Genomic DNA, 23,808 nt, shown 5'->3' on the forward strand with positions numbered 1-23,808 from the left:
TTTATATAAGGAGCAATATTATATGAAGAGATTCAATAAAATCTTAGTTATACTTAGTGCTTTTCTAAGCATAATATTATGCCCAATTAATGTGTATGCTTTGAGCAATGATAATAAAGAAATAAATTATTTAACTAAGGATGAAACAGTAAAGGTAGAAAAATTTATAGAAAAAAACATGAAAGAGGGTAATGTTCCAGGGGTATCTATTTCTATAGTTAAAGGAGATAAGACTGTTTATCAAAAAGGATTTGGATATTCTGACTTAGAGAGTAAAAAGCCAGTTAATTCGCAAACTCTATTTGAAATAGGTTCTAATAGTAAGGCGTTTACTGCATTAGGTATTTTAAATCTAGAAAAAAGTGGACAAATTAATATTAATGATGAAGTAACTAAATATATACCTTGGTTAAAGGTTAAATATAAAGATAAGGAAGTACCAATAACTATTGAGCAACTATTACATCAAACAAGTGGTATACCTTTTAAGACTATAGATAAGATTCCAGTTTCAAATGAAACTAGTGCTCTTGAAGAAACAATTAAAACTCTAGTGGGTATGGAACTAGACAGTGAGCCAGGTAAGAAATTTCAATATGCAACTATAAACTATGATGTTTTAGGGTTAATTATTGAAAAAGTGACTGGAAAAACATATGAAAACTACATCGAAGAAACTATTTTAAAGCCAATGGGGTTAAATAACACCTATCTATTTAAAAATGAAGCTATAAATGAGAATATAGCTAGTGGATATAAAATTGGATTTTTAAAACAACAGTTATATAAAGCACCAATGTATAGAGGAAATAAGCCAGCTGGATATATCATATCTAGTGGAGAAGATATGGCTAAATGGCTTCGGATTCAAATGGGGATTATGGATGAATCAAAATTTGATAAAGATATAATAAAAAAATCTCAAGAAGCTAATCGTACAGTTAGTCCATTAAGTGATGGATCATTTTATGCTAGTGGATGGTTTATCTATCCAAGAGATGATGTTTCTCATGGGGGAAACAATCCTAATTATTCTTCTTTCATAATATTTAATCCTAAAGAAAAAGTTGGAGTAGCTGTATTAAGTAATACAAACTCTAATTATGTTCAAAATATTGGATTAGGTATTAATAAAATATTGCAAGGAGAATCTGTTAGAAAAGATATAAAAGATTTGAATAAGAGTGCAGATAAAGTGGCTATTGCCATAGTATGTATTTCAAGTATATTAGTTTTAGTGATTTTATATTTTATGATAAAAGCTGTAAGAGAGATATTTAGAAAACAAAGGTATTTCAAATTTAGTGGTGTAAAAAGTAGTTTAAGATTTATTTTTTCTTTCTTATTTATGTCGTGGTTAAGTTATTGTATATATTTGGTTCCGCAGGTTTTATATAATGGAGTGTCATGGAAGTTTGTATTTGTTTGGCTTCCTGATAGTGTTGAAATGGCATTGTATTCAATATATATAGCCATTTGGGTTGGATATGTATATTTTATATTTACAAGCTTTTTTAAAAAAGAAAAAGAAAAAGGAATAATATTATTATCTTTATTAAGTGTTTTAAGTGGATTTGGTAATTCTCTTATAATATTTACTATCAATATGGCCATAGATAGTAATAATGCTTTAAAGTTTAAACTTTTAGTATATTTCATGCTAGGAATTGTTCTGTATGTCTATGGGCAAAAGATAATGAGAGAAAGGTTAGTCAGCTTTACTAATGAAGTAGTATACTCCAAAAGAATGAAAATTATTGGTGAATTATTGGGAACTCAATACAATAAATTTGAACAAATTGAAAAAGGTAGAATTGAGACAACCTTAAATAATGATACGGAGACTATTAGTAGATTTGTAAATATTCTAATTGGAGGTATAACTAGTGCTGTTACTCTTATATGTTGTTTTATATATTTAGGGACAATAAATATATATGCATTAGTCCTTTCAGTATTAATAATAGTACTAATTGCTAGCATTTATTATTTGGTTGGTAGATATGCTAATAAACTTGGAGAAGAAGCTAGAGATCTTCAAAATATATTTTTTAAATTTATTAGCGACTTAATAGGTGGATTTAAAGAGCTAAGTTTAAATGGGAACAGGAAAAATGAATTTGAAAAAGATATTGAAGAAAGTTGCAGTAAATATAAAGTTAAAAGAAGTAAGTCTGCATTAGCATTTGCGAATATGTTTGTAATAGGAGAACTTTTATTTACTTTAGCAATTGGATCTGTAGTATTTATTTTTCCTTTTATTTTGAAAAATTTAAATTCAACTAGCCTTACAAGTTACATTTTTATACTACTTTATATGACAGGACCAGTGCACGGAATATTAAACACTATCCCTAATGCTATTGAAGTAAAAATAAGCTTAAAAAGAATCAATAGTTTAATTGATGAAATATCATTCTATATTAAGGAAGAAGAAAATGTTATTTGTAGAGAAATGGGAGATAACTTATCTTTAAAATTAAAAGATGTAGAGTATGAATATGCTAACACAGATGGACAATCATTCAAAGTAGGACCAATTAACTATGAATTTAAATCTGGAGAAATAGTTTTTATAACAGGTGGAAATGGCAGTGGAAAGTCAACATTAGCCAAATTATTGACTGGTTTATATTTACCGGCTAAAGGTAAAATAACATTAAATGGCAGGACATCGCAAAAACAATTGAGTGAAAGTTATTCAACAGTTTTTGCAGATTTCTATCTCTTTGATAAGCTTTATGGTGTAAATTATAAAGGCAAAGAATGTGAGATAGAAAAATATTTAGAGATATTACAGTTAAGTGATAAAGTTCAAATTCAAGATGGAAAGTTTAGTACAACAAAACTATCAACAGGTCAGAAGAAGAGACTAGCTTTATTGGTTACTTATTTAGAAGATAGACCTATTTATTTGTTTGATGAATGGGCAGCAGATCAAGACCCTGAGTTTAGGTTCTTTTTCTATAATACTTTGCTATTAGAACTCAAAGCTAAGGGAAAGTGTGTAATAGCTGTAACCCATGATGATAGATATTTTAATATTGCAGATAGGGTTATAAAAATGGATTTTGGGAAGATAAGCGATATAAATTTTATAATGAGGTGATTATATGGTAAAACATGGTGTATTGGATAAAAATAACATAGAGAATTTTATGTCATTAACTAGTTTGCAACAAGGAATGTTGTTTCACTATATTAGTGATGAAGAAAGTAATATGTATCATGAGCAATTAAGTTTAACTCTTAGAGGAGATTTAAAGATAGAGTTATTACGAAAAGCTTGGCAGTTTGTAATAGATAATAATGAAATGTTAAGAACAATTTTTAGATGGAAAGGAATTGAGAAACCAATACAAGTTGTTCTTAAGCAATATGAAATCCCAATAAAATACTTAGATTTTGTAAATGAAGAAGATAAAGAAGGTTTAATAGAAGAAGTTAAATTAAAGGATTTAGATAATAGGATAGATATAACAAGAGAAACTTTAAGAATTTACGTATGTAAGTTAGATGCAAATACTCATGAGATGATTGTAAGCAATCATCATATTTTGTATGATGGTTGGAGTAATGGAATAATACTGAAGGAAGTTATGGAAGCGTATAGTTGCTTATATGAAGAAAAAGAGCTTAAAAAGATTAACAAACCAAAGTTTAGTCAATTTGTTAAGTATTTAAGTTCTGTAAATAAGGAAGAAGAGAAAAAGTATTGGTCAAGTTATCTAGATGGGTTAGATGATAGAGATGATTACTTTAGTTTTAAAGATACTGGTGTTCATAAAGAAATATCATACAAGATAAATGATATTAAAGTAAATAAAATTAAAGATTTTTCAAAAGAAAATAAGATTTTATTATCAGCCATATTATATGGAGCCTGGGGAGTATTACTTCAGAAATTTAACAATTCAAAGGAAGTTCTATTTGGTGCAACAGTTTCAGGAAGACCAGAAAATATAAGTTCCGTAGATAAAATGGTAGGATTATTTATAAATACTGTCCCATTAAGAGTAAAATCTGATGAGAAAACTACATTAATAGAATTAATTAAATCTTTAGATAAAAGTCTTAATGAAAGGAAAGGTTTTGAAAATACATCTTTAATAGATATAAAAGAGTATTGCGGAATGAAATCTAATGAAGATCTTTTCAATTCTATAGTTACTATAGAGAATTATCCGTTAGATTTTGAGGCGAATAAAGGCAATGTATTATCTATACAAGAATGTTCAATTATAGAGCAAACAAACTATAATATGGCCTTAGAAATATTGACTTTTGACGGAATTGAATTTAAATTTAATTTTAATAATTTATCAATAAATGAAATTATTGTTGATAAGTTAGGAATTTATTTAGAAAGAATTATAGAAGATTTATTAATTGATCCTAATATTGAGATAGAAAATATTGATTTATTATCAGAGACAGAAAAAAATCAAATACTATATGAGTTTAATGATACGAAGGTAGATTATCCAAAGGACAAAACGATACATGAATTATTTGAAGCTCAGGTAGAGAAGACTCCAGATAATATTGCAGTAGTATTTGAAAATGACAAGTTAACTTATAGAGAGTTAAATGAAAGAGCTAATAGTCTTGCTAGAGTGCTAAGAGAAAATGGGGTTAAGGCTGATTCTATAGTAGGAATAATGGTAGAAAGATCACTAGAAATGATAGTAGGAATAATGGGAATACTAAAAGCTGGTGGTGCTTACTTACCGATAGATCTGAACTATCCTAAGGAAAGAATAGAATATATGCTAAAGGATAGTAAAAGTAAGGTTTTATTAAGCACAGCAAATTTAATTGATAATATAGAGTTTGATGGAGAAGTTATAAATTTGTTTAATGAAGAGCTATTTAAAAACGAACCAGAAAACTTAGATAAAATAAACACGTCAAGTGATTTAGCTTATGTAATCTATACTTCAGGAACTACAGGTAATCCTAAAGGTGTAATGTGTGAGCACAAGAATGTTAATAATTTAGTTTATGCATTAAGGACGAGCATTTATAACATGTATACCGATAAGCTAAGAGTGGCAATTGTAGCACCATATTATTTTGATGCATCAGTACAACAGATATTTACAACATTAATTAGTGGAAATAGTTTATATATTGTTCCAGAGGATACACGAAAAGATGGTGAGGAACTTTTAAAATATTATGAGAGAAATTGTATAGATATATCAGATGGGACTCCAATTCATTTAAGCATGATAGCAAATTTTATAAGTAAAGAAAGTAAATTAAATTTAAAACAACTTATAATTGGTGGAGATAAATTAGAAAAGCAACATGTTAGAAATATATTTAGAATGTTTTCAAACATAAAGATAAGTAATGTTTATGGTCCAACTGAATGTTGTGTAGATTCTAGTATATATTTAATAGAAGCAAAAAAAATGAATCAAATAAAAAATATATCTATAGGTAAACCTATAAAAAATACATCTATATATATTTTAAATACTAAAAATCAAATTGCACCTATAGGTGTGTATGGAGAAATATATATAAGTGGAGATGGATTAGCGAGAGGTTATTTGAATAGACCAGACTTAACAGCAGAAAGATTTGTAGATAACCCATTTGAAGTGGGAACAAAGATGTATAGAACAGGAGACTTGGGTAGATGGTTACCTGATGGAAATATAGAGTTCTTAGGAAGAGTGGATAATCAAGTTAAGATAAGAGGATTTAGAATTGAACTTGGAGAGATAGAAAATAGGCTATTACAGCATGAAAATATTAAAGAGGCAGCTGTTCTAGTTAAGGAAAGTAAAGATAATGAGAAATATATATGTGCATATGTTGTAAGTGAAAAAAATCTTCAAGAGTTAAATTTAAAGAACTACTTAAAAGAATCATTGCCAGAATATATGGTTCCAACTTATTTTGTACAAGTAGAAAAGATGCCATTAACAACTAATGGAAAGCTTGATAGAAGAGCACTTCCAGAACCAAACTTAGAGGCATCTTTAACTGAATATGAAGCTCCAAGAAATGAAGTGGAAGAAACTTTAGTGAGAATATGGAGTGAAGTATTAGGAATTAAGAAGGTTGGTATAAATGATAACTTCTTTGATTTAGGTGGACACTCTTTAAAAGCAACAATACTTATGTCTAAGATTCATAAGGAATTAAATAGAGAAGTTCCATTAAAAGAGTTATTTAAATCACCAACAATAAAAGAGTTGGGTAAGTATATTGAAAGTGTAGAAGAAAATCCTTATTCAAAGATAGAAAAAGTAGAAGAAAAAGAGTACTATGAAGTATCTTCAGCACAAAAGAGAATGTATATGCTTCAACAATTTGATAAAGATAGCATAGCGTATAATATGCCAGCAGTTTTTGAACTAGAAGGAAAAGTTGACAAGAAGAAAATAGAAGAGACTTTTAGAAAATTAATACAAAGACATGAGTCAGTAAGAACCTATTTTGAAACTTTAAATGGTGAAATAATACAAAAGTTACAAAATAATTATGAATTTAGCTTAGAGCATATAAATGATAATGGCAATGTAAAAGATATAATAAATAACTTTGTAAGGTCTTTTGATTTAGAGAAGGCTCCGCTATTTAGAGTAGAACTTGTAGAAAATAATGAAAAATATTATTTATTAATAGATATGCATCACATAATATCTGATGGCTTATCTATGGAGATATTAATAAATGAGTTTACTGAAATGTATGGAGGAAAGACTTTAGAACCATTAAAACTTCAATATAAAGATTTTGCAGCATGGCAGAATAACTTTTTAAACTCAGAAGAAATGAAGCAGCAAGAAGAATACTGGATTAGTAGATTTAGTGATGAAATACCAGTACTAAATATGCCTACTGATTACGAAAGACCAGCTATGCAAAGTTTTGAAGGAAACAGTGTGAGTTTTGAACTAAATGAAGAAGTAACTCTAAAATTAAGAAAGCTTATAAAAGAAACAGGAACTACAATGCATATGGCATTACTATCAGCATTTAATATACTTCTATCAAAATATAGTGGACAAGAAGATATAGTAATAGGAACGCCAATAGCTGGAAGGCCACATGCTGATCTTCAAAATATAATGGGTATGTTCGTAAATACACTAGCATTAAGAAATAAGCCAGAAGGAGATAAGAAATATATAGATTTCTTAAAGGAAGTAAAAGAAAATTCTCTAAAGGCTTATGAAAATCAAAGCTATCAATTTGAAACTTTAGTAGAAAAGTTGGATATAAGAAGAGATACAAGTAGAAATACATTGTTTGATGCTATGTTCAATATGGTTGATACGGTAACAGGTGGAGATATTAAGTTAGATGATATTATATTGAAACTATATAGTAATGAAAATAAGGTATCTAAATTTGACTTAACATTAAATGCTTTAGAGAATGATGAAAAATTAAGCTTTACTATAGACTATTGTTCAAAACTATTTAAGAAGGAAACAATAGAAAGATTAAGTAAGCACTATACAAAAATCTTAGATAGCATAGCAAAGAATGCAGAAATAAAATTAAAAGAAATTGATTTATTATCAGAAGCAGAAAGAAATCAAATACTATATGAGTTTAATGATACAAAGGTAGATTATCCAAAGGATAAAACAATACATGAGTTATTTGAAGCTCAGGTAGAAAGAACGCCAGATAATATCGCAGTAGTGTTTGAAGATAAAAAGTTGACTTATAAAGAGTTAAATGCAAGATCAAACAGCCTTGCTAGAGTATTAAGAGATAAAGGTGTTAAAGCTGATTCTATAGTAGGAATAATGGTAGAAAGATCTCTGGAGATGCTTGTAGGAATAATGGGAATACTAAAAGCTGGTGGTACTTACTTACCGATAGATCCGAACTATCCTAAGGAAAGAATAGAATATATGCTAGAAGATAGTAAAAGTAAGGTTCTATTAAGCACAGCAAATTTAATTGATAATATAGAGTTTGATGGAGAAGTTATAGATTTATTTAGTGAAGAGTTATTTAAAAATGAATCAGAAAACTTAGAAAAAATAAATATGTCAAGTGATTTAGCTTATGTAATCTATACTTCAGGAACTACAGGTAATCCTAAAGGTGTAATGTGTGAACACAAGAATGTTAATAACTTTATAAATTGTTTTAGTGAACAATTTGATCAAGGATTTGATTCAAATGATATAGTTTTATCATTAACTAACTATGTATTTGATGTAAGTGTTTGTGAGTTTTTTGTAACATTAACAAGTGGAGCAACCTTAGTCATAAATGATAAGCATAAAACTTTTGATCCAAAGGAAATAAGTAATTTAATATTGAACAATAATGTTACATTCTCATATATACCTCCTTCATTACTGCTAAGTGTTTATGAAGAGTTAATATCGTATAAAAATGATATTAAGTTAAATAAGATATTAGTTGGTGTTGAAGCAATAACAGGTGAAACTTTAAGCAGATTTTATGATCTAAATTGTGATATTGAAATCGTAAATGGATATGGGCCAACAGAGGCTACTATATGTTCAACTTTTTATAAGATAAATGGAAGTGAGGATGGAAAGAAAGCTATACCTATAGGAAAATCTATAGGCAATAGTAATATTTATATTTTGAATAATGACTTGGGAGTTGTTCCAGTATGCGTTAAAGGTGAAATATTTGTTAGTGGGGCTGCCGTAGGAAGAGGCTACTTGAATAGACCAGAATTAACATCAGAAAAGTTTATAGATAATCCCTTTGAACTAGGAAGAAAGATGTATAGAACAGGAGACTTAGCTAGATGGTTACCTGATGGAAATATAGAGTTCTTAGGAAGAATAGATAATCAAGTTAAAATAAGAGGATTTAGAATTGAACTTGGAGAGATAGAAAATAGGCTATTACAGTATGAAAATATTAAAGAGGCAGTGGTTCTAGTTAAAGAAAACAAAGATAGTGAGAAATATATATGTGCATATGTTGTAAGTGAAAAAAATGTTAAAGAATTAAATTTAAAGAGTTACCTAAAAGAAATATTGCCAGAGTATATGGTTCCAGCTTACTTTGTACAAGTAGAAAATATGCCATTAACAGCTAATGGAAAGCTTGATAGAAGAGCACTTCCAGAACCAAATTTAGACTCAAATTTAACTGAATATGAAGAACCAAGAAATGAAGTTGAAAAAACTTTAGTGAGAATATGGAGTGAAGTATTAGGAGTTAAAAAGGTCGGAATAAATGATAACTTCTTTGATTTAGGTGGACACTCTTTAAAAGCAACAATGCTTATGTCTAAGATTCATAAGGAATTAAATAAAGAAGTTCCATTAAAAGAGTTATTTAAATCACCAACAATAAAAGAGTTGGGTAAGTATATTGAAAGTGTAGAAGAAAATCCTTATTCAAAGATAGAAAAAGTAGAAGAAAAAGAGTACTATGAAGCATCTTCAGCACAAAAGAGAATGTACATGCTTCAACAATTTGATAAAGATAGCATAGCATATAATATGCCAGCAGTTTTTGAACTAGAAGGAAAAGTTGACAAGAAGAAAATAGAAGAGACTTTTAGAAAACTAATACAAAGACAGGAGTCATTAAGAACCTATTTTGAAACTTTAAATGGTGAAATAATACAAAGGTTACAAAATAATTATGAATTTAGGTTAGAGCATATAAATGATAATGGCAATATAAAAGATATAATAAATAACTTTGTAAGACCTTTTGATTTAGAGAAGCCTCCATTACTTAGAGTAGAACTTGTAGAAAATAAAGAAAAAGATTATTTATTAATAGATATGCATCACATAATATCTGACGGTTTATCTATGGAGATATTAATAAATGAGTTTACTGAAATGTATGAAGGAAAGACTCTAAAACCATTAAAACTTCAATATAAAGATTTCGCGGCATGGCAGAATAACTTTTTAAACTCAGAAGAAATGAAACAGCAAGAAGAATACTGGATTAGTAGATTTAGTGATGAAATACCAGTACTAAATATGCCTACTGATTACGAAAGACCAGCTATGCAAAGTTTTGAAGGAAACAGTGTGAGTTTTGAACTAAATGAAGAAGTAACTCTAAAATTAAGAAAGCTTATAAAAGAAACAGGAACTACAATGCATATGGCATTACTATCAGCATTTAATATACTTCTATCAAAATATAGTGGACAAGAAGATATAGTAATAGGAACGCCAATAGCTGGAAGACTACATGCAGATCTTCAAAATATAATGGGTATGTTCGTAAATACACTAGCATTAAGAAATAAGCCAGAAGGAGATAAGAAATATATAGATTTCTTAAAGGAAGTAAAAGAAAATTCTCTAAAGGCTTATGAAAATCAAAGCTATCAACTTGAAGCTTTAGTAGAAAAGTTAGGCATAAGAAGAGATACAAGTAGAAATACATTATTTGATGTTATGTTCAATATGGTTGATACAGTAACTGGTGTAGATATTAAGTTAGATGATATTGTATTGAAGTCATATAATAATGAAAATAAAGTAGCTAAATTTGACTTAACATTAAATGCTTTAGAGAATGATGAAAAATTAAGCTTTACTATAGACTATTGTTCAAAACTATTTAACAACGAAACAATAGAAAGATTAAGCTGCCACTATATAAGAATTTTAGATAGCATAGCAAAGAATGCAGAAATAAAATTAAAAGATATTAATTTATTATCAGAAACAGAAAGAAATCAAATACTATATGAGTTTAATGATACAAAGGTGGATTATCCAAAGGATAAAACAATACATGAATTGTTTGAAGCTCAGGTAGAAAAAACACCAGATAATATCGCAGTAGTGTTTGAAGATAAAAAGTTGACTTATAGAGAGTTAAATGAAAAATCAAACAGTCTTGCTAGAGTATTAAGATATAAAGGGATTGAGTCTGATTCTATAGTAGGAATAATGGTAGAAAGATCACTAGAAATGATAGTAGGAATAATGGGAATACTAAAAGCTGGTGGTGCTTACTTACCGATAGATCCGAACTATCCTAAGGAAAGAATAGAGTATATGCTAAAGGATAGTGCAAGTACAGTTTTATTAAGCACGGCAAATTTAATTGATAATATACAGTTTGATGGAGAAGTTATAAATTTATTTAATGAAGAGTTATTTAAAGGTAATGTAAGTAATCCAAATAAAATAAACACTTCAAGTAATCTGGCATATGTTATTTATACATCAGGAACGACTGGGAATCCTAAAGGAACAATGGTAGAGCACAGGTGTGTAGTTAATACATTAATATCTCTTAGTAGAAGATATCCATTAGAAGATAGAGATTTTTTTCTGCTAAAAACAACATATACATTTGATGTATCAGTAACTGAATTATTTGGGTGGTTTATAGGAGGAGGTGCATCTTTAGTTATAATAAAACCAAATGAGCATATGGATTTGACATCTATAATAAATTGTGTCCATAAATTTAATGTGACTCGAATTAATTTTGTACCGTCTATGCTAAGTATTTTTAATGAAATACCTGAAAAAAATTTATATAAAGTTCGGAGTTTAAAATATTTATTTGTTGCAGGAGAGGAAATAAAATCAAATATAGTTTGTAGATTCTATAATAAATTTAAAACTATAAATTTGGAAAACTTGTATGGACCAACAGAAACAACAATTTATTCATCAATGTATTCAATAGCAAAAAATTTCAAGAGTAGCAGTATACCTATAGGAAAGTCATTAAGCAATACTAAGATGTATATTATGAATAACAAAAATAACCTTTTACCTATAGGAGTTCCAGGCGAGTTATGCATATCAGGAGATGGGGTGGCAAGAGGATACGTAAATAGGGCAGATTTAACAGAAGAAAAGTTTGTGGATAATCCATTTGAATTGGGAACAAAGATGTATAAAACAGGAGATTTAGCTAGGTGGCTACCTGATGGAAACATAGAGTTTTTAGGAAGAATAGATAATCAAGTTAAGATAAGAGGATTTAGAATTGAACTTGGAGAGATAGAAAATAGGCTATTACAGCATGAAAATATTAAAGAGGCAGCTGTTCTAGTTAAGGAAAGTAAAGATAATGAGAAATATATATGTGCATATGTTGTAAGTGAAAAAAATCTTCAAGATTTAAATTTAAAGAACTACTTAAAAGAATCATTGCCAGAATATATGGTTCCAACTTATTTTGTACAAATAGAAAACATACCATTAACAACTAATGGAAAGCTTGATAGAAGATCACTTCCAGAACCAAACTTAGGGGTATCATTAACTGAATATGAAGCCCCAAGAAATGAAGTGGAAGAAACTTTAGTGAGAATATGGAGTGAATTATTAGGAATTAAGAAGGTTGGAATAAATGATAACTTCTTTGATTTAGGTGGACACTCTTTAAAAGCAACAATGCTTATGTCTAAAATTCATAAGGAATTAAATAGAGAAGTTCCATTAAAAGAGTTATTTAAATCACCAACAATAAAAGAGTTGGGCAGGTATATTGAAAGTGTAGAAGAAAATCCTTATTCAAAGATAGAGAAAGTAGAAGAAAAAGAGTACTATGAAGCATCTTCAGCTCAAAAGAGAATGTATATGCTTCAACAATTTGATAAAGGTAGCATAGCGTATAATATGCCAGCAGTTTTTGAACTAGAAGGAAAAGTTGACAAGAAGAAAATAGAAGAGACTTTTAGAAAACTAATACAAAGACATGAGTCATTAAGAACCTATTTTGAAACTTTAAATGGTGAAATAATACAAAGGATACAAAATAATTATGAATTTAGATTAGAGCATATAAATGATAATGGCAATATAAAAGATATAATAAATAACTTTGTAAGGTCTTTTGATTTAGAGAAGGCTCCACTATTTAGAGTAGAACTTGTAGAAAATAAAGAAAAATATTATTTATTAATAGATATGCATCACATAATATCTGACGGTTTATCTATGGAAATATTAATAAATGAGTTTACCAAAATTTATGAAGGAAAGACTCTAGAACCATTAAAACTTCAATATAAAGATTTTGCAACATGGCAGAATAATTTTTTAAACTCAGAAGAAATGAAGCAGCAAGAGGAATACTGGATTAGTAGATTTAGTGATGAAATACCAGTACTAAATATGCCTACTGACTACGAAAGATTAGCTATACAAAGTTTTGAAGGAGATAGTGTAACTTTTGAAGTTGATGAAGACATAACATTAAAGTTAAGAAGACTTATAAAAGAAACAGGAACTACAATGCATATGGCATTACTATCAGCATTTAATATACTTCTATCAAAATATAGTGGACAAGAAGATATAGTAATAGGAACACCAGTAGCTGGAAGATCACATGCAGATCTTCAAAATATAATTGGTATGTTCGTAAATACATTAGCATTAAGAAATAAGCCAGAAGAAGATAAGAAATATATAGATTTCTTAAGGGAAGTAAAAGAAAATTCGATAAAGGCTTATGAAAATCAAAACTATCAACTTGAAACTTTAGTAGAAAAGCTGGATATAAGAAGAGAAACAAGTAGAAATCCATTGTTTGATGTTATGTTCAATATGGTTGATACGGTAACCAGTATAGATATTAAGGTAGCTGATATTATATTGAAGTCATATAGAAATGAAAATAAAGTATCTAAATTTGACTTAACATTAAATGCTTTAGAAAATGATGAAAAATTAAGCTTTACTATAGAGTATTGCTCAAAACTGTTTAAGAAGGAAACAATAGAAAGATTAAGCTGTCACTATATAAGAATTTTAGATAGCATAGCAAAGAATGCAGAAATAAAATTAAGAGAAATTGATTTATTATCAGAAGCAGAAAGAAATCAAATACTATATGAGTTTAATGATACAAAGGTAGATTATCCAAAGGATAAAACAATACATGAGTTATTTGAAGCTCAGGTAGAAAGAACGCCAGATAATATCGCAGTAGTGTTTGAAGATAAAAAGTTGACTTATAGAGAGTTAAATGAAAGATCAAACAGCCTTGCTAGAGTATTAAGAGATAAAGGGGTTAAGGCTGATTCTATAGTAGGAATAATGGTAGAAAGATCCTTAGAGATGATTATAGGAATAATGGGAATTCTTAAAGCAGGAGGAGCTTATTTACCGATAGATGTTACGAATCCAAAAGAGAGAATAGAGTATATAATTAATGATGCTCAGGTAGATACATTAGTTATATCAGGTAAAGTTACTAAAAGCTTAGAGTTTAGTGGAAATATAATAGATATTACAGATGAAAATATATTTATAGATGATAATAGTAACTTAAATAAGATCAATAATTATAGTGATTTAGCTTATGTAATATATACATCGGGTTCTACAGGAAAACCAAAAGGAGTTATGATAGAGCACAAACAGTTTAATAACTTTATACAGGGTATAACTAAAGAAATAAAGTTATTAGAATACCAAAGTATATTGTGTATTACTACAATTTCTTTTGATATATTTGGATTAGAAACGTTAGTACCACTAACTCAAGGATTAAAAGTAGTAGTTGCTAGCGAAGAAGAACATATTGATGGAGAAAAACTAAGTGAAATTATAGAGAAGAATAATGTAGAACTAATGCAAAGTACTCCATCAAGATTAAATATGCTTTTATGTAGCAATAGGATTAAAAAGTCACTAAGAGGGATAAAGGCACTATTAGTTGGAGGCGAAGAAATTTCGACCAATTTGGTACAAGAATTGAAGCATTATGAAAAATTAAATGTTTATAATGTATATGGACCAACTGAAACAACGATATGGTCAACAATTAAATTTTTAAATAAAGAAGAGAAGATAACAATAGGGAAGCCTATAAGTAACACACAAATATATGTATTAAATAATAACCAACTAGCTCAAATAGGAGTACCAGGAGAGTTATGTATAGCTGGAGATGGGTTGGCAAGAGGGTATTTAAACAGGCCAGAACTAACATCAGAAAAGTTCGTGGATAATCCATTTAACTTAGGGGCTAAAATGTATAAAACAGGTGACTTAGCAAGGTGGTTACCAGATGGAAATATCGAGTTTCTAGGAAGAATAGACAATCAAGTTAAAATAAGAGGATTTAGAATAGAACTTGGTGAGATAGAAAATAGACTATTACAACATGAAAATGTCAAAGGAGCAGTGGTTTTAGTAAAGAAAAACAAAGAAAGCGAAAAAGATATATGTGCGTATATAGTAAGCAATAAAGAAGTAAAAGACTTGTATTTAAGAGAATATCTAAAGGAAAGTTTACCAGACTATATGGTTCCAGCTTACTTTGTACAAGTAGAAAATATGCCATTAACAGCTAATGGAAAGCTTGATAGAAGAGCACTTCCAGAACCAAATCGAGATGTAGCTTTAACTGAATATGAAGCGCCAAGAAATGAAGTGGAAAAAACCTTAGTGAGAATATGGAGAGAAGTATTAGGAATTAGCAAGGTTGGTATAAATGATAACTTCTTTGATTTAGGAGGACACTCTTTAAAAGCAACAATGCTTATGTCTAAGATTCATAAGGAATTAAATAAAGAAGTTCCATTAAAAGAGTTATTTAAATCATCAACAATAAAAGAGTTGGGTAAGTATATTGAAAGTGTAGAAGAAAATCCTTATTCAAAGATAGAAAAAGTAGAAGAAAAAGAGTACTATGAAGCATCTTCAGCACAAAAGAGAATGTACATGCTTCAACAATTTGATAAAGATAGCATAGCGTATAATATGCCAGCAGTTTTTGAACTAGAAGGAAAAGTTGACAAGAAGAAAATAGAAGAGACTTTTAGAAAACTAGTACAAAGACATGAGGCATTAAGAACCTATTTTGAAACTTTAAATGGTGAAATAATACAAAGGTTACAAAATAATTATGAATTTAGGTTAGAGCATATAAATGAAAATGGCAATATAAAAGATATAATAAATAACTTTGTAAGACCTTTTGATTTAGAGAAGGCTCCATTACTTAGAGTAGAACTTGTAGAAAATAATGAAAAATATTATTTATTAGTAGATATGCATCACATAATATCTGATGGCTTATCTATGGAGATATTAATAAATGAGTTTACTGAAATGTATGAAGGAAAGACTCTAAAACCATTAAAACTTCAATATAAAGATTTCGCGGCATGGCAGAATAACTTTTTAAACTCAGAAGAAATGAAGCAGCAAGAAGAATACTGGATTAGTAGATTTAGTGATGAAATACCAGTACTAAATATGCCTACTGATTACGAAAGACCAGCTATGCAAAGTTTTGAAGGAAACAGTGTGAGTTTTGAACTAAATGAAGAAGTAACTCTAAAATTAAGAAAGCTTATAAAAGAAACAGGAACTACAATGCATATGGCATTACTATCAGCATTTAATATACTTCTATCAAAATATAGTGGACAAGAAGATATAGTAATAGGAACGCCAATAGCTGGAAGACTACATGCAGATCTTCAAAATATAATGGGTATGTTCGTAAATACACTAGCATTAAGAAATAAGCCAGAAGGAGATAAGAAATATATAGATTTCTTAAAGGAAGTAAAAGAAAATTCTCTAAAGGCTTATGAAAATCAAAGCTATCAACTTGAAGCTTTAGTAGAAAAGTTAGGCATAAGAAGAGATACAAGTAGAAATACATTATTTGATGTTATGTTCAATATGGTTGATACAGTAACTGGTGTAGATATTAAGTTAGATGATATTGTATTGAAGTCATATAATAATGAAAATAAAGTAGCTAAATTTGACTTAACATTAAATGCTTTAGAGAATGATGAAAAATTAAGCTTTACTATAGACTATTGTTCAAAACTATTTAACAACGAAACAATAGAAAGATTAAGTAAGCACTATACAAAAATCTTAGATAGCATAGCAAAGAATGCAGAAATAAAATTAAAAGAAATTGATTTATTATCAGAAGCAGAAAGAAATCAAATACTATATGAGTTTAATGATACCAATATAGAGTATCCAAAAGATAAAACAATATATGAATTATTTGAAGCTCAGGTAGAAAGAACGCCAGATAATATCGCAGTAGTGTTTGAAGATAAAAAGTTAACTTATAGAGAGTTAAATGAAAGATCAAATAGTCTAGCAAGATTATTAAGAGATAAAGGTGTTAAAGCTGATTCTATAGTAGGAATAATGGTAGAAAGATCTCTGGAGATGCTTGTAGGAATAATGGGAATATTAAAAGCTGGTGGAGCTTATTTACCGATAGATCCGAACTATCCTAAGGAAAGAATAGAATATATGCTAAAGGATAGTGAAAGTAAAATGCTGTTAAGCATGCATGATTTGGTGAAATCTGTAGAGTTTGATGGTGAAATTATTGACTTATTTAATGAAAATTTATTTGTAAATGATCCAAGTAATCTACAACAAATAAGTAGTTCAAATAATTTAGTATATGTAATTTATACATCAGGAACAACTGGTAATCCTAAAGGTGTAATGATTGAGCATAAATCATTAAATAATTATATAGAGTATTCAAAGAATAACTATTGTATTGAAGAAAAATTATATATGCCGTTATATACTTCTGTATCATTTGATTTAACTGTAACATCTATTTTTACTCCATTAGTAAGTGGGAATTCCATTATTATACATGAGAATGTAGAAATTGATAAACTTATAAAGAAGGTTTTCTGTGGAGAAAATCAATCTATCATTAAGCTAACACCAGCACATTTAAGTTTAGTAAAAGATATGATGGATATAAATAAATCTATCATAAGGTTTATTGTTGGTGGAGAAGAGTTGACGGGGAAGGTAGCTAAGTCTGTTAGTGATTTATTTGATAACAAAATAGAGATAATAAATGAATATGGACCAACCGAAGCTACAGTTGGATGTATTATTCATAAATATGATTACAAAAAAAATTATAGAAATTCGGTGCTAATAGGAAAGCCAATAAATAACACTCAAATATATATATTAGATTTCAATAGCAAGCTTTTACCAGTAGGCGTAGCAGGGGAAATTTATATAGGCGGAGACGTATTGGCAAGAGGATATTTGAATAAACCAGAATTAACAGCAGAAAAGTTTGTAGACAATCCATTTGAACCGGGAACTAAGATGTACAAAACTGGAGATTTAGCTAGATGGTTACCAGATGGGAATATAGAGTTCTTAGGAAGAATAGATAACCAAGTTAAGATAAGAGGATTCAGAATAGAACTTGGTGAGATAGAAAATAGATTGTTACAACATAAGTTTATTAAAGAGGCTGCCATTTTAGTTAAGGAAAATAAAGAAAATAAGGAGAAATATATATGTGCATATGTTGTAAGTGATCTTTCTCTTGAAGAACTAAAATTGAAGAATTACCTAAAGCAAACATTGCCAGAATATATGATACCAACTTATTTTATGCAATTAGACAAAATTCCATTAACACAAAATGGAAAAATTGATAGAAGATCGCTTCCAGAGCCAAATCTAGATGCAATTTTAATTGAGTATGAAGCTCCAAGAAACAAGATTGAAAAAACTTTAGCAAGAATTTGGAGTGAAATTCTAGGATTTGAAAAAATAGGAATAAATAATAGCTTTTTCGAAGTGGGTGGAAATTCATTAAATGTAATAATATTAATTGATAAAATAAAGAAAGAATTTAAGTATGAATTAAGTTTAAATAGTATATATTCTAATTCAACTATAGTTGCTATGGCAGATGAAATAGGGAGAAAAATAGATACAGGAATAACAATAAAACAAATAGAAGATGAATTAAATAAAAATATAACTGAGTGTAGATTAGTTAATACGATAGTAGAGAATGAAGAATACATTACTTTATTTACTAATAGTAGAGAGAATGAAATAGTAGAGTATATTAAAGAAAATTACTCAATTAAATTTATTCCTAATTTTATACTCAAATTTGATAAGTGGAATGATAATTGGCATCTATTTAAAACGAAGAATGAATTTATTGGATTTATTAATTCTCAAAAAGGTGAGTCACAAAATTATTTAGATAAAATTATCTTATTTAATAATTATCGTAATGAATTAAGAGATCAAATTGTAAATAATAAGATTATCAATAAATATAGAACTTTTTATTTACAAGATGAATTTATAGAAAGAAATGAAGTTCCAATAATTGCAATGACAATTTTGATAGAAAATGAAATCAGTGTAGATAATATTGTGAAAACAATTAAAGAGTTAATAAATAGAAACGCGATGTTGAGATCAACTATTATAAAGGAAGATAACAAGAACTATTTTATAGAGTTTGATACAATTAACAGTTTAAAATTAAATTATATAGATATTTCAGATTTAAATTCAATTCAATATGAGGACTTAAGTAATAAGGTTACTAGAATTGATAATATACAACGCAGGGAATACAATTTTGATGGAAAAGATATTTTATATAGAATTATTATATTAAAAGAAAATATGAAAAGTTATAGGGTAGTATTTAGATTTGATCATAAAATTTTTGATGCTGCAAGTAAGAATATCTTAAATAAACAATTTTATAAAATTTATAATGAAATAAAAGAAAAAGGTAGTTATGAATCAATATTAGAAGAGACTAGTTACAATAAGTTGATAAAGTTTGTAAATGAAGAACATGATGTTAATAAATTGAATGATACAATGATGGATAATGATTTTATAAAATTAAAGAATGAATTGGAACAGTTTTCTTGTTGTTTTGAAAAGAAGATTGAAGGATTATCTGATAATATAATATTTTCAGAGCCAGTTATATTAGAATATGATGTTAGTAAATATTTGGAAGAAGGGGATGATTTTAGTTCAATAGCAATATATTTAACATGCTGCATTCTAAATAGAATATTTAATATGGAAAAAATACCACTTAATATAGTGAGTGGTTGGAGAAACTTTGGAGAATACAATTTTTCAAATATTATAGGTGATTGTCGTAGTTTTAATCCTATTGTTTTTGATATGGGTGAAATGAGTGTTAAATATTGCAAATTAAAAAAAGAAATGGAGGATGATAAGTTCTGTAAAAGTAAGAAAGTAAATCTTTATTATATGTCTAGTTCTAAGTTTAAAGACACTAGAGAGGGAGAAGAAATTTTAAAAATATTGAAAAAATCAAGATTTCATATGAATTTTAGTGGTGAAAGGGAGATAAATGAAGCAGAGGTAATTAAAGAATTTTATGAACTTAAAGATCAACGTATAAAAAACAAGTTCTATTATTTGTATAGAGTAACAATATACGTTTTTAAGAACAAGATGAGCTTAGTGTTGATGAATGGAATTCCACATGAAATTTTAGAAGAAATAAAACAATCTTAATTCCAAAGTTTTTCATAGTATGAGATTATAGTTTGATTATCTAATGATATATCCGTACTTAGTAAAAAATAAGGATTATCGTAGCTGGAGTAAATTCATTTATCAATTCTATAGCGAGTTGTTGTTTATCTCTAAACTTTTTAGGATTATTCTTAAAGACTTTTTTACGTTGATACTGTTTAAAGTTTAAAGGAATTGAGTAATCATTAATTGTATAATGAGATGTTACCAAGCAATGATATCACATAGGCTTGGTGACATCTGCATGAGAATTATGAAAATCTAAACCCTCTATATGTTTTGTAGAAATATCTTTTTTACTTAAAGTATCATCAATAATTAAAAATCCAACATCATCATCTTTCCACGTATTTGAGATTTCAGAGATAGCATGAAATATTCGTTCATCCGTAACATACTCATGATTCCATGAGTGTGAGCTTAGTAACCGTGAACCAGTACTGCTATCTCTATTACAAGTAAGTTTGCTATAGATTAAAGAGAGATTCTTACTACCTTCGGTGATGGTTATTCCAGAAACTAAATTTATCATAGGGTTCTTTAATGTAGAATAATATGGTAAGTTTAACTCTAAAATATAGTTGTTTATTGCTTCATTATGGTTTAATATTGTTGTCAGCATAGATTAACCTCCTTAGGTTTGGTGTCACAACATAAACCTAACATATTGGAGGCATCTATGCTATTTTTTTACAAAAAATTGTTAAAGTAATTTATGGATGTATGTTCATAGAAAAATTTCTCAAATTAATGCACAAGTCAAGTTATTTAAGTTAAATATTTATATATAATTAGTGGTTAGAAATTTAAAAATGTTTTAAATAAATAACATTTTTAAATTTATTAACCCTATTAATTTTTAAGTATAGTAGGTGAAAAAGTTGTTACTAATTAAAAATTGTAATGTAATTTTTCCAGAAGGCATTGAAAAAAAGAATGTACTTGTTGAAAATAGCAAAATTAAAGAAATTACAAATAGTGATAAATATTTATGTGATACTTTAGAGGGAGAAGGGTTATATCTTTCACCAGGATTTATAGATGTTCATATTCATGGTTCAGGTGGATATGATGTAATGGACGGCAGGTATGAGTCAATAGATAAAATTTCTGAAATAATAGCTGATTTTGGAACTACGTCATTTGTACCAACAACTATGACTTTCGATAGTAAAAAGATAAAAACAGCAGTAAAAATAGTATCAGAGGCTAAAAAGAAGGGGACTAGTGGAGCAAATGTTTTAGGATGCCACTTAGAAGGGCCATTCATAAATAGAGAAGCGATAGGAGCGCATGATATAAATTGTGTACTTGATGGATCTGTAGAGAATTTTAAAGAAATTATTGGAGAATCAGAGAGAGACATAGTATCAGTTACATTAGCGCCTGAAGTTGGAAATAATAAAGAACTAATAAAATATTTATATAAAAAAGGGATTGTTGCGTCTATAGGACATTCAAAAGCTTCATATGAAGAAGCCGTAGAAGCTATAAATTTAGGGATATCTCATTCAACACATATTTTCAATGCAATGCCAATATTTCATCATAGAAACCCCGGAATTATTGGAGCTATATTTGATAATAACATTACTACAGAAATAATTGCAGATGGGATTATTAATTCATATACAGCATTAAGGGTAGTATGTAATCAAAAAAAAGTAGATGATATTATTATTGTAACTGATGCCATTATGTATTCAAATATGGATGATGGAAAATATTTAATTAATAATGAAGAGCTTAATATATCAAATTCAAAGGCTGAATTAAAATCAGGAGTTTTAGCAGGATCTATAACCATGCTCAATAAAGCTGTTAAGAATGTATATAATAATACGAATTGTTCACTTCATGAAGTTATCAAGATGGTGACTATTAATCCAGCAAAACATTGTAAAGTTGATAACAGTAAAGGTTCTATTATGCAAGGGTTTGATGCTGATATCATAATTTTTGATGGAGAACTTAACATTAAAAATGTAATAGTTAATGGCAGGATGATAAGGCACAAATAGGATTTTTGTAAAAAGTTAAAGTGTGAAATATGGTAGACAATAATAATTAAAGAAAATTAAACAAGATTCAATTGAAAAACATTCCTATAAATATATTCATTAGGTGTAGATATTGCAATATATGAAAAATCTGTTGGAACATAAATTTCTGTATAGTACGGAATTATTATACTCAAATTTATTTAATTTGTTTAAATTCATAAAGGGATTTAAATAGAAGAGTAATATTACAAAAGATGCACGTTTTTCATCGTAAGATTCTATATGGAATTATAAAAAATAAGAATAATAAAAAAATTATTAATTGTAATGTGAGGTAGATCTGAATTGAATTTTCTATGAAACATCATAACTACATTATGCAAGGAGGAGTGAAATATATGGAAGAAGGGTATGTAATAGGAATTGATTTAGGTGGGACAAAGATAAATATAGCATTAGCAGATTTAAATGGTAATATTATTTTAAGTGAAATTAGCGCCACAGAAGCAAGTTTAGGTGAAAGTCATATAATAAGCAATATTTTATTATTAATTGAATCCGTATTAAATAAAGCGAAAATAAAAGTTGAAAATATAAAAGCTATTGGGATTGGTTCTCCAGGGATTTTAGATATACAAAATGGAATAATAATAAAAGCAACTCAATTGCCATTTGAAAATTTTAATATATTAAGACCTATAAAAGAAAAATACAATATACCCATAGTTCTTCAAAATGATGCAAATGTAGCAGCTTTAGGTGAATATATGTATGGAGAAGGTAGAGGAAGTAAAAGCATGGTGTATTTAACTATAAGTACTGGAATTGGTGGGGCTGCTATAATAAATGGTGAATTATATACTGGGATTACATCTAATGCATTAGAAATAGGACATACTGTTGTTAAATTAGATGGAGATAAGTGTAGTTGCGGAAATTATGGATGTCTTGAAACAATAGCATCAGGCAATGCTATTGCTAAAAAAGCACAAAAGATTAAGCGGACAAGTAGTGAAGAAACAGTATTTAATTATAAAAATATTACAGCTAAAGAAGTTTTTATAGAAGCGGAAAATGGGAAAAAACAGTATATTAATATTCTAAATGATGTTTATACTTACCTTGGGATATCCATAGCTAACTTAATAACATTATTTGATCCAGATATTGTGATTATTGGAGGGGGAATTGGAAATTCAAGTGATCATATAATTAATAAACTAAATGAGGTTATATCACTCAAAGGATTTCCTCCTATGTGTAAGGATTTTAAGATTAGGCAATCTAGACTAAAAGAAAATTCAGGAGTAATAGGAGCAGTAGCTTTAGGTATAAAAGAATTAAATAAAATGTTCGTATAGACAAGTACTGTTAGTCAATATGATAGGTTTAATAGTATTATGTTCATTAATGATTTTTATTATAGTAGAAATGAACATAAAAATCTATTGGGGAGAATTCTAACCTGTAAGGTGAAGATTCTTAATTTTTTTGTGCATATAAAA

Annotated in this window: 4 protein-coding genes and 1 pseudogene; 4 read left to right on the forward strand and 1 reads right to left on the reverse strand. The window is 28.1% G+C overall.

The features are described from left to right. The first annotated feature begins 22 nt into the window (after positions 1-22). Entirely contained in the window at positions 23-3,109 is a 3,087-nt protein-coding gene (locus OCU47_RS02465) for a cyclic peptide export ABC transporter (RefSeq protein WP_261827010.1), read from the forward strand. Between the two features lie 4 nt (positions 3,110-3,113). Then, positions 3,114-20,279: a non-ribosomal peptide synthase/polyketide synthase gene (locus OCU47_RS02470; RefSeq protein WP_261827011.1), complete on the forward strand. Its 17,166-nt coding sequence runs from the start codon at positions 3,114-3,116 to the stop codon at positions 20,277-20,279. A 73-nt stretch (positions 20,280-20,352) separates the two neighbouring features. Here OCU47_RS02470 and OCU47_RS02475 read toward each other — a convergent pair. After that, positions 20,353-20,966, reverse strand: a pseudogene (locus OCU47_RS02475) (transposase family protein); the annotation flags it as partial. A gap of 215 nt (positions 20,967-21,181) precedes the next feature. Between OCU47_RS02475 and nagA the strand changes: the two are divergent. Both nagA and OCU47_RS02485 read left to right on the forward strand, forming a co-directional pair. Then, positions 21,182-22,321, forward strand: a complete 1,140-nt coding sequence (nagA, locus tag OCU47_RS02480) for an N-acetylglucosamine-6-phosphate deacetylase (protein WP_261827012.1) — start codon at positions 21,182-21,184, stop codon at positions 22,319-22,321. 380 nt (positions 22,322-22,701) lie between these two features. Continuing rightward, positions 22,702-23,664, forward strand: coding sequence for an ROK family protein (locus OCU47_RS02485; protein ID WP_261827013.1), 963 nt, complete (start codon positions 22,702-22,704; stop codon positions 23,662-23,664). The last annotated feature ends 144 nt before the right edge of the window (positions 23,665-23,808 follow it).

It is taken from the genome of Clostridium sp. TW13, from assembly GCF_024345225.1.
Taxonomy (GTDB): Bacteria; Bacillota; Clostridia; order Clostridiales; family Clostridiaceae; genus Inconstantimicrobium; species Inconstantimicrobium mannanitabidum.